General features: G+C 27.0%; 8 protein-coding genes and 1 tRNA gene. 1 reads left to right on the top strand and 8 read right to left on the bottom strand.

Annotation, left to right across the window (positions count from 1 at the left end; translation table 11 throughout):
* Positions 1-157, top strand: a 157-nt coding sequence (locus GPX08_RS12790) for a transposase (protein ID WP_156627190.1), incomplete at its 5' end; no start/stop codon positions are given.
* A gap of 154 nt (positions 158-311) precedes the next feature.
* Here the strand turns inward: GPX08_RS12790 and ppaX are convergent.
* The 8 genes from ppaX to GPX08_RS12750 form a co-directional block, all read right to left on the bottom strand.
* Positions 312-944 (bottom strand): pyrophosphatase PpaX, encoded by a 633-nt coding sequence (ppaX, locus tag GPX08_RS12785; protein WP_156627189.1) that lies wholly within the window; start codon positions 942-944, stop codon positions 312-314.
* Between the two features lie 211 nt (positions 945-1,155).
* A tRNA-Leu gene (locus tag GPX08_RS12780) sits at positions 1,156-1,241 on the bottom strand.
* 44 nt (positions 1,242-1,285) lie between these two features.
* A complete protein-coding gene (locus GPX08_RS12775) occupies positions 1,286-2,416 on the bottom strand; it encodes a glycosyl hydrolase (RefSeq protein WP_156627193.1) in 1,131 nt (376 codons plus the stop codon).
* A 58-nt stretch (positions 2,417-2,474) separates the two neighbouring features.
* Entirely contained in the window at positions 2,475-3,257 is a 783-nt protein-coding gene (locus GPX08_RS12770) for a potassium transporter (protein ID WP_156627188.1), read from the bottom strand.
* 147 nt (positions 3,258-3,404) lie between these two features.
* Positions 3,405-3,740 carry a DUF1653 domain-containing protein gene (locus GPX08_RS12765; protein WP_156627187.1) on the bottom strand — a complete coding sequence of 112 codons (336 nt, stop codon included), beginning with the start codon at positions 3,738-3,740 and terminating at the stop codon, positions 3,405-3,407.
* A gap of 38 nt (positions 3,741-3,778) precedes the next feature.
* The gene (locus GPX08_RS12760; RefSeq protein ID WP_156627186.1) at positions 3,779-4,819 is read right to left on the bottom strand and encodes an NADPH dehydrogenase; all 1,041 of its coding nucleotides are present in this window, start codon (positions 4,817-4,819) and stop codon (positions 3,779-3,781) included.
* 202 nt (positions 4,820-5,021) lie between these two features.
* Complete coding sequence (locus tag GPX08_RS12755) at positions 5,022-5,723, bottom strand: hypothetical protein (protein WP_156627185.1); 702 nt, start codon at positions 5,721-5,723, stop codon at positions 5,022-5,024.
* A gap of 243 nt (positions 5,724-5,966) precedes the next feature.
* Positions 5,967-6,251: a hypothetical protein gene (locus GPX08_RS12750; RefSeq protein WP_156627184.1), complete on the bottom strand. Its 285-nt coding sequence runs from the start codon at positions 6,249-6,251 to the stop codon at positions 5,967-5,969.
* Positions 6,252-6,892: the final 641 nt, after the last annotated feature.

Here is a 6,892-nt window from a genome sequence, read left to right as displayed (position 1 = left end):
TAACTCTTTTGAAAAGGCGAATAACCTAATTTACTTATTTATCTTTCACTATAACTTTATTAGACCACATGGATCATTAAATAACTGTACTCCAGCAGAAGTTGCCGGCTTCGCTAGCGATAGCTTTACTAAAAATTCTTGGTTTTCAGCTGCTTAATTAAACTTAATACCTTTATTTAACCTGCAAAAATCAATTTTATTGCAGGCTTGTTTGACATGCAATAAAATATTCAAACTTATATAATTTTCAAAGAGCAAGCAATTCTATGAAAAATCAAGCTATCTTTTCATATCAGCTTAACAGATTCAATTTATACTAAATTTAATAAATCTAATGGCTTGTCTATAAAATAATCTGGTTTAGATTCTTTTAAAACTTCTAAATCAATGAATGTATAGTTTACACCACAAGTCTTACATCCTGCATCTTTACCACAATAAATATCGTAAATACTATCTCCAACCATAATAGCTTCATTAGGTTCAACTCCAAGCTCGCTACAGGCCTTTAATGCTGGTTCACCATTTGGTTTATGTAATTTTGTTGATTCCGGAGTAATTATCACATCCATATAATCAAATATTCCAGCTATCTTCATACCCCTAATAGCTAATTCTGCTCTTTTAGAAGTAACTATAGCTAGCTTAATTCCCTTTTCTTTCAATACCTCTAAAACTTCCTTTACTCCTTCAAAAGCAAAGCACATGTTATCATGTAAATCCTCATTATACTTTCTATAATAAGCTACTAACTTCTCTACATCTTCTTCTTTTGCATATCTTTTAAAAGGTTCTCCTAAAGGTCTTCCAAAAAAGTCTACTATTTCATGCTTTTCTAATTCAATACCTAAATTATCCTTGAAAGTTTTATAAAAAGAATTGTAAATTAATTCGTTTGTATCTAATAATGTCCCATCTAAATCAAATAATAATGCTTTTATCATTGTTCCTCCTGCTTCTCTTATGCTACTTTATTGCAACTTATATATTCTATTTTAATAATAACATATTAAAATATACTTGTACAAAAACTCCTAATTACTTTATTTATTAAGTTAATATTAGCAAAAATTATTATAGCTAACTTATCGAAATTTATTGTTTATCCTAAAAATAAAAAAGCCGATTGTTTTACAATCGACTTATTAAAAAAATTGGTGCAGATGGCGGGACTTGAACCCGCACGAGGATTCCCCCGTCACCCCCTCAAGATGATGCGTCTGCCATTCCGCCACATCTGCTTATACATATAGTTTAAAGTATATAGTATAAATTTTCAATATTTTTAATTATTAAACTTTCTTCTAAATGCTAGAAGAGCATTTAAATTATCATAAGAATAAACTTCATTGGTTGAATAATCTCCATAGGCACCATAAATCATACTATCTAAATTTTTAACTTGAAAAACTTTCATCTTGTTTATGCATAATTCATATAGTTCATTATCATTAATTACTTTAGCTACTTGAGCTAAATTTGCATATATAGAGGTAGATTCTATCTTACTTTCTTCCAATGTATTAATATTATATGATGTTGATATGTATCCATATTCCTTTAGTCTATTTTTTAGCCATGAAACACTTTTACTTACATCTTCATTTACTTCAGCCTTATTTAAAATTACTAGTATAGATAAAAGAGTATCTACATTTTCTTCATTATCATAACTTTCAACATTTCCATCATAAAATTTCTTATATAAAGGAAGTGTATCACTTATATATCCATTATTTATTATTTCTAGTGATTTGTTATAAATTTCACTCCAACTATTATCTAATCTAGAAAGAAGATTTATCCCATATAAATCTAAATAGCAAAGTGTAGTTATATTACTCTTACCGTATCCATCATGGAAATCATTAAGTCTACCATCAGTAACTAAATTCTTTTTAATCCCTTTAGAAATCTTTAATCCATAATATCTATATTTATAACTATTAAATTCTTCTCCAGCTATAAGTAAAGATCTTGCAATTCTTAAATCATCAATAGTAGCAGAAACTTCTGAAGGACTTCCCTCTTCAATTCTCCAACTTAACAAATTATTTTCTAATAGCATATTTTCTTTTATATATTTAAAAACTTCTTCATAACTCTCCTTATCATTGTTATATAGATGATAATTTAACATCATACCTTGAGATTCAGATAACACATCATGTCCCTTAGTTAAATCCCCTTCAGTTTTCACATTATTGAAGTTGGTATATATTCCACCATCCTCGTTCATAAGTTTCTTAGTTATGAAATCATATAGTATTTCTTCTTCCTCAGTAATTACTTCTTCTGAATATACCTCTTGAATATCTAGACTCTTAAAATACTTATATATAAATATGTATCCTAATCCTAAAATTAAAACTACAATTAGAATTATACAGATAATTCTCTTATTAAATTTAATAATAATCACCTCTTTTTAATCTTAAAGTATTCTTTTATTATTTATAAATATCAATAAATTATTATATTTTTTTATTTCCTTTTAAAACCTTTAGTGTTTTATATATATCTTCAAGCTCTATATCTGATGTAGTATCTAGATTATCTATTTTATATTTTATATATTCTAAAGTTTCTTCTCTAAAGCTTTCTGACTTCTTAAAATTTATTTCTTTATTAATTATATAAGCAGCTACTGTACTAGTAATAACTCCTATAAATCCAATTCCGAAAATCATAAGTAATATTGCTACTACTTTTCCAATATTAGTTGATAATAATATATCTCCATATCCAACTGTGGTAAATGTAACAATACTCCACCAAAGCGCATCTAAAAAAGTCATATCTTCAAGTAAAGCAATTATTACTGAAGCTAAAACTAAAATTATAGTAGTAATTATAATCATATGATTAAAGGAGTTAAGTATCACTGCACCTCTAATCCTATTTTTAAATTTCAAAATATATATAAGTAAGAATGTGAATTTAACAACAGTAATAAATATATCCTTATTAATAAAAACCTCTATATCTATCATGCTAGTAATTTGCATAAGTATCGTTATTGGAATCATTGATATTAAATCTATTAAATTAATAGTAATTATTTTTTTCTTATGGATATTCAAAATTGAAATAATTATGTAATCAAAGACAAAAATAACACTATTAATAAACATAATAGTGTATGCTATGCTTATTACTGATAATGGAAGTTTATACATAAGATCAATAATTATAAATATTCCTGACATCAAAGAAAGTAATCCTATAAATAATTCATATAAAGCCCTTTTTCTCATTTTTACCCCTAACTTAATTGTTAATGAATATATAACTATATATTTATATTATTATGAAACTCTCTTTATTACTTAAGTAAATTAGGGTTAAACAAGAGGTAAGTATAATTAATTAGGGGCTGCCTAAGACAATCCCCTAATTTTATATTAATCTATTAATTCAAATCTAAATTCTTGCTTAGCATCACTATATTTACTCTTATCTACCTTGCTTATAAACATTTCTAAAGGTCTTGCATATATGCCTTTATCATCATAAAGAGCCTTATATAAAACTAAAGTCTTATCTGATGTCTCATTATGAAAGTACTTATTATCCTTTTTGTAGATATCGATATTTTTATTTAATTCTGTATGATATGCAGTAAGCTTATTGCAACCTTCACAAGAATCTTTATTACTTTTTAAGTTACTTACTGACATTACAGCGTAATAGTTATTTTTAAAATGTTTATAAATTGCAGGATATTTTATTTCCCTCATTTTTATTATTTCTCCTTAGTTTTATTTATTACTTTTTCTTATTCTTGTATATTCCTAGGTAATCCAAGTCTATATTGCTTAGGTATTTGAACTTTTTCATTTAGTTTACTTGCTGCATTTAAAGCCCAATATGGATTTCTAAACATGGCTCTTCCTACAGCAACTAAATCTGCCTCTCCATTACCTATGATTGAGTTTGCAAGCTCTGGTTCATCTAATCTCCCTACAGCAATTACTTCAGTATTAATATTTTCTTTAATCGCTCTAGCATAAGGTACTTGATAAGCTGCATGAGTTCCTGGCTTTCCTGCCGCTGCTATTTGGCCTTCTCCACCTGCACTTATATGGAACATATCTACCCCAGCTTTTTTATATGCTTTTGCAATGCTAATTCCTGTATCAATCCCATATCCACCTTCTACATATTCAATAGCAGAAATCCTCATTATTAACGGCATATCATCTGGCATTTCTTCTTTAGCAGCCTTAATTATTTCTGATCCAAAAAGAGTTAAGTCCCTTCCATACTCATCACTTCTTTTATTGGTAAGCGGTGAATGGAATTGATGAATAAGGTATCCATGTGCTCCATGTATTTCTATAGTATCAAATCCTGCCTTAACTGCACGTCTAACAGCTAATCTAAACTTTTCTACCATTTCTTTTACTTCACCTGTAGTTAATTCCCTTGGAGTCTTAGAATTTTCATCAAAAGCAATTGGAGATGGTGCAACTGGAACTTCTGCATCTTGAGCTTTTCTACCTGCATGAGCTATTTGAACGGCTACCTTTGCTCCATATTTATGGCATTCATCAACTATTCTTCTTAATGGTTCAATATGATCATCACTCCATAAGCCTAAATCATAATCGCTAATACGTCCATCAGGTTCTACATCAGTCATTTCTATAATAATTAATCCTGTTCCACCCACTGCTCTACTTACATAGTGAACAAAATGCCAATCTGTTGCAATTCCATCCTTCTTTTCAACTGAATATTGACACATTGGTGGAAAAACTATTCTATTTTTTAATTCAAGTCCTTTTAATTTATAAGGTGTAAATAAATTCTTCATATAAATCTCCTTTCTTATTCTTTCCTTAACTTAAGTATAAGAAATAAAAATTTATAAATCAAGTTTATGGAAAAAAGTATAATTATTTCAATATACATAAAATACTATTTGACATTAAACTCGTCTCTAACTTATCATATAATAAGTAGTTAACTATTTTGTCAGGTAGAATTATATACATACTGCCTTCTGCCTGGCATTTTTAAAAATTAACATATTCCTCGAAATCTACTACTTCTAATAGGTTTTCCTTATAATCAGTATAATTATCAAATCTATTAAATTTATCTCCTTGTAAATTCTCAACTTTTAAATATTCAGCACTTTGAGCCCCTACCATATAATGAGAAGTTTCTTTTCTAACTGCAACTATAACCTCTTCATTCCTGATAAATTCTCCTTTTCTACTTACTTTATAATTAATTTTTAAAATATCTCCACTGCAGTACACAATAGGTCTATAGTGAGTTAAATAACCAATTTCCTTATTATTACCTAAAGCCTCCCCAGCACCTGGTCCAGTATATAAGCTTGAATATTTAATTGAGAATTTATTATTAATCTTAATCCCTTTTACTTCATCCCTACTTTTTAACTTTGTGATTATAGCATTGGTTTTTGATGATTTAGTTACTAACTCCTCCACAGCCACTGCAAGTAATACATCATTCTCTATTATATCTACAGAATCTCCCTCATAGACCTCACCTTTTTTAAAGTTCTCTGAAGAGTCCCTTACTTGCTTATTTATCTCTTTTATCTCTTCATCATAGTCATAATATATTACTTCTTTGGTATCTTCTGATTCATTAAAAACTTTAGATTTAAACTCTATATTAATAAATATAGAAATAATTATTAATGCTGTTAAAGTAACTAGTAGAGTAATAGCTTTCCTACTCATAATGATATACCACCCTTAAATACAATTTTACATATATAGGGTAATTATACATCATTTGTTTCCTACTTTATAATAAATTTTAAATTAATTATAATTATATCTTTGACTCTAAACTTATTATATTAGTATTTATATTGAATAGAGCCCTCTCTAATTTTGTAAAAATAGTTTTTTTGAAATAACCCATAAGATCTATCTAGTAAAATATAATTATGAACCTCCTTACTACACCAGTCTTATTTATTACTTATTTTTTACTTGTCCAATTCTTTCTAATAAATCATGTAAGAAATTTGATCCCCTAGATATTAAGATTGCCGTCAAAACTATTCCTATAAAAGGTATTGTAGTCTTAATACCAAGCAAAGATAACATATCTAGTCTTATATCTATACAAATTACTAATGACACAACTAATGCTCCTACTCTATCTAAGCATAGCTTTCCTTTCTGCCAAGTCATTTTCAAAGTTTCCCAAACACTTTCAGCTATTAATGCAACTGTCAAAATAATAAACAAATTTTCCATATCCAATCCCCCATTTATTATTACTTTTTATATTTAAAATCACTTATTAAATATTATTTTTATAATTGCATTCTTATAACTACTTTGAATTAGTTAATATTAATAAATACATCACATTATTTAAAATAAAAAAATAAGACATATAAGAATTTATCTTAATGCCTTATCCTTTACAATTTTATTAATTTTTATCTTTTTCATGTGCTAATAATCTATTTCTATATTCCATCTCTTTTTCTTTTCTAGTTGCTCCATAAAAGAATATTAATATGAAACATATACTTATTATCCACAGTATCACTAAAATAGGTATCATATCTTTCACCTCTAATCAGAACAATCTTATTATTCCAATTAAGCTTAAATATAATACTAACTTTTATAAAAAAATAGTACTCCATTAATTATATATTACATTAGCTATTTAAGCTGTGTCTAATTAATGGAGTTTACTTCACCTAATTGCTATCTTATCTTTTATTATTTTATTTTTATAATAATATGAATTGCATCTCCTGCTTTTGTATCTTCTGGAATACTGAATGTAACTTTATTAATGTCACTACCTTTTAATTTAATGCTATTTACATCCTAATCATCTCCAAGTATTCTAAATTTTTCTATGTAGTGATCATTTTTTA

It is taken from the genome of Clostridium tertium (assembly GCF_902652255.1).
Lineage (GTDB): Bacteria > Bacillota > Clostridia > Clostridiales > Clostridiaceae > Clostridium > Clostridium tertium_A.
Note: the sequence above shows the minus strand (reverse complement) of the source record. Positions and strands in the feature narration are given on the sequence as shown.